A 2,505-nucleotide genomic window follows, 5' to 3' on the forward strand; every position below is an offset into this window, starting at 1 on the left:
TTCCCGGCCTTCATCGTCAACCGCATCCTGCTGCCGATGATCAACGAAGCGATCTACACCCTTTATGAGGGCGTCGGAAACGTCGAGGCGATCGACGCGGCGATGAAGCTCGGCGCCCATCATCCGATGGGACCGCTGGAGCTCGCCGACTTCATCGGCCTCGATATCTGTCTCTCCATCATGCAGGTGCTGCATGAAGGGCTGGCCGATTCCAAATACCGTCCGTGTCCGCTGCTGGTGAAATATGTCGAGGCCGGCTGGCTCGGCCGCAAGACCCAGCGCGGCTTCTATGACTACCGCGGGCCGAAGCCGGTCCCGACGCGCTAATCTCGCTACCTGCGACGATCAGCGCAGGCGCTAATTACCGGCCGTTAAGATCCGTCGGTTAATTTGCCCTTACAGGTAAAGGGTACAACGCGTATGGATATGAGTTTGGTCGCCGCCGTCATGGCGCAGAAGCAAGGCGCGCTTTCGCAGCAGATCGCCACCACCACGCTCAAGTCGAATCTCGACATGCAGAAGAACACGGTGCTGACCTTGCTCGGCGGCGCCCAGCAGTCGCTCGCCAATGTCGGCCCCGGCGTCGGCGGCAATCTGAACATCTCGGCCTGATCTTCCGTCATTGCGAGCGAAGCGAAGCAATCCAGACTTTCTTCTTGGCTCTGGATTGCTTCGCTTCGCTCGCAATGACGAAAACTGGGATTGCGCTTTGACGGCGCTATAAAGCGATCGCCGCATTCCAGCTACATCCCCGCCGCGACCGGCTGCATCGCCGCCGTGATCAGCTTGACCGCGTCGTCGCTGTCCCATTCGGCGGGGCCGGCGATGGTCGCGATCTCGCAACCCCGGCCGTCGACCAGCACCGAGGTCGGCATGCCCAGCGCCCGGCCGACGCTCTTGAGCTCCTGGAAGACTTTTGCGGTCCGGTCGTTGAAATAATCCAGCTTCGTCAGCTTGGCGTCGGCGAGGAACGTCTTCGGCTTCTCCGGATCACGGGTGTCGATATTGACCGCGACCACCTGGAAGTTGGGACTGCCGAGCTTGGCCTGCAGCCGGTCGAGTGCCGGCATCTCCTTGCGGCAAGGCACGCACCAGGTCGCCCACAGGTTCAACAGCACCGTCTTGCCGCGGAAATCCGACAGCTTCTTCGCAGCACCGCTGCCGTCCTCGAAGGTGAGGTCGGGCAGATGCAGCGGCGTCGTCGCCGGCGTCAGCGCCGCCACCTCGCCATGGATCAGCGGCGCGAGCTTACCGGCCAGCGCGACCGCCGGCCGGCAGGTCGGATCGCCGGACGAATGCGCCCCGAACAGGCCGCTGCGATAGGATGCGGCAAAGGCGATCGCGGCGCCGACCAGTACCACGGCGGCGGTCAGCACGCGGCGGCGGGTCGCGGGCGGCCGGGCGGGGGATGGATCAGGCATATCGTTTGTCATTTCCGGTCGGTTAGGGCTATCAGAGGCCGAAATCGCTGATATCGCCGTGACCGGCGGTCTCGTCGGATCGCGGTCAGGCAGGGTTCACGCGTGGCCAGGGGTAAGAGCGGCAGACATGAGCAGCAAGACATGAGCGGCAAGACATGAGCAACAAGATGTGGGGCGGCCGGTTCTCGGAGCGTCCCGATGAGATCATGGAGGAGATCAACGTCTCCATCGACGTCGACCGCCACCTTTACGCCCAGGACATCGCCGCGTCCAAGGCGCATGCGGCAATGCTGGCCGCGCAAGGCATCATCACATCAAGTGATGCAAAAAACATCGGCAAGGGTCTAGACACGATTTTGTCAGAGATTGCCAAGGGTTCCTTCGCTTTCAAGCGGGCGCTCGAGGACATTCACATGAATGTCGAGAGCCGTCTCGGCGAGCTGATCGGTCCGGCCGCCGGACGCCTGCACACCGCGCGCTCCCGCAACGACCAGGTGGCGACCGACTTCCGCCTGTTCGTCCGCGACACCATCGACGAGATCGACGCCGCGCTATCAGCCTATCAGCAGGCGCTGGCGACCCGGGCGCTGGAGCATGCCGGCACGGTGATGCCGGGCTTCACCCATCTGCAGACCGCGCAGCCCGTCACCTTCGGCCACCACCTGCTGGCCTATGTCGAGATGGCGGCGCGCGACCGCGGCCGCTTCATCGACGCCCGCAAGCGCCTCAACGAATCGCCGCTGGGCGCGGCCGCGCTCGCCGGCACCTCGTTCCCGATCGACCGCCACGCCACCGCGGAGGCGCTCGGCTTCGACCGTCCGATGGCCAATTCGCTGGACGCGGTCTCCGACCGCGATTTCGTGCTGGAGGTGCTCTCAGCCGCCTCGATCTGCGCGGTGCACCTGTCGCGCTTCGCCGAGGAAATTGTGATCTGGACCTCGCCGCTCGTCGGCATGCTCAGTCTGTCGGACAAGTTCACCACCGGCTCCTCGATCATGCCGCAGAAGCGCAATCCTGACGCCGCCGAGCTGGTGCGCGCCAAGACCGGCCGCGTCATCGGCGCGCTGAACGGGCTCTTGATCGT

4 protein-coding genes are annotated in these 2,505 nt (G+C 64.4%); 3 read left to right on the top strand and 1 reads right to left on the bottom strand.

Annotated features, from left to right (window positions below; translation table 11 throughout):
- Both WA702_RS29590 and WA702_RS29595 read left to right on the top strand, forming a co-directional pair.
- On the top strand, positions 1-327 hold a 327-nt coding region (locus tag WA702_RS29590; protein ID WP_425114078.1), incomplete at its 5' end, for a 3-hydroxyacyl-CoA dehydrogenase family protein.
- A 93-nt stretch (positions 328-420) separates the two neighbouring features.
- On the top strand, positions 421-612 hold the full coding sequence (locus WA702_RS29595; protein WP_425114079.1) for a putative motility protein: 192 nt from the start codon (positions 421-423) through the stop codon (positions 610-612).
- A 131-nt stretch (positions 613-743) separates the two neighbouring features.
- On the opposite strand, the gene tlpA is transcribed toward WA702_RS29595, so the two are convergent.
- On the bottom strand, positions 744-1,433 hold the full coding sequence (gene tlpA, locus WA702_RS29600) for a thiol:disulfide interchange protein TlpA (protein ID WP_425114080.1): 690 nt from the start codon (positions 1,431-1,433) through the stop codon (positions 744-746).
- A 143-nt stretch (positions 1,434-1,576) separates the two neighbouring features.
- Between tlpA and argH the strand changes: the two genes are divergently transcribed.
- A partial coding sequence (gene argH, locus WA702_RS29605) for an argininosuccinate lyase (RefSeq protein ID WP_425114081.1) occupies positions 1,577-2,505 on the top strand: 929 nt, incomplete at its 3' end.

The organism is Bradyrhizobium sp. (genome assembly GCF_049798375.1).
GTDB lineage: Bacteria > Pseudomonadota > Alphaproteobacteria > Rhizobiales > Xanthobacteraceae > Bradyrhizobium.

Bases quoted from the DNA above. Each gene is read 5' to 3' on its own strand.
- tlpA (WP_425114080.1), bottom strand. From the start codon at position 1,433: ATGACAAACGATATGCCTGATCCATCCCCCGCCCGGCCGCCCGCGACC.
- WA702_RS29595 (WP_425114079.1), top strand. From the start codon at position 421: ATGGATATGAGTTTGGTCGCCGCCGTCATGGCGCAGAAGCAAGGCGCG.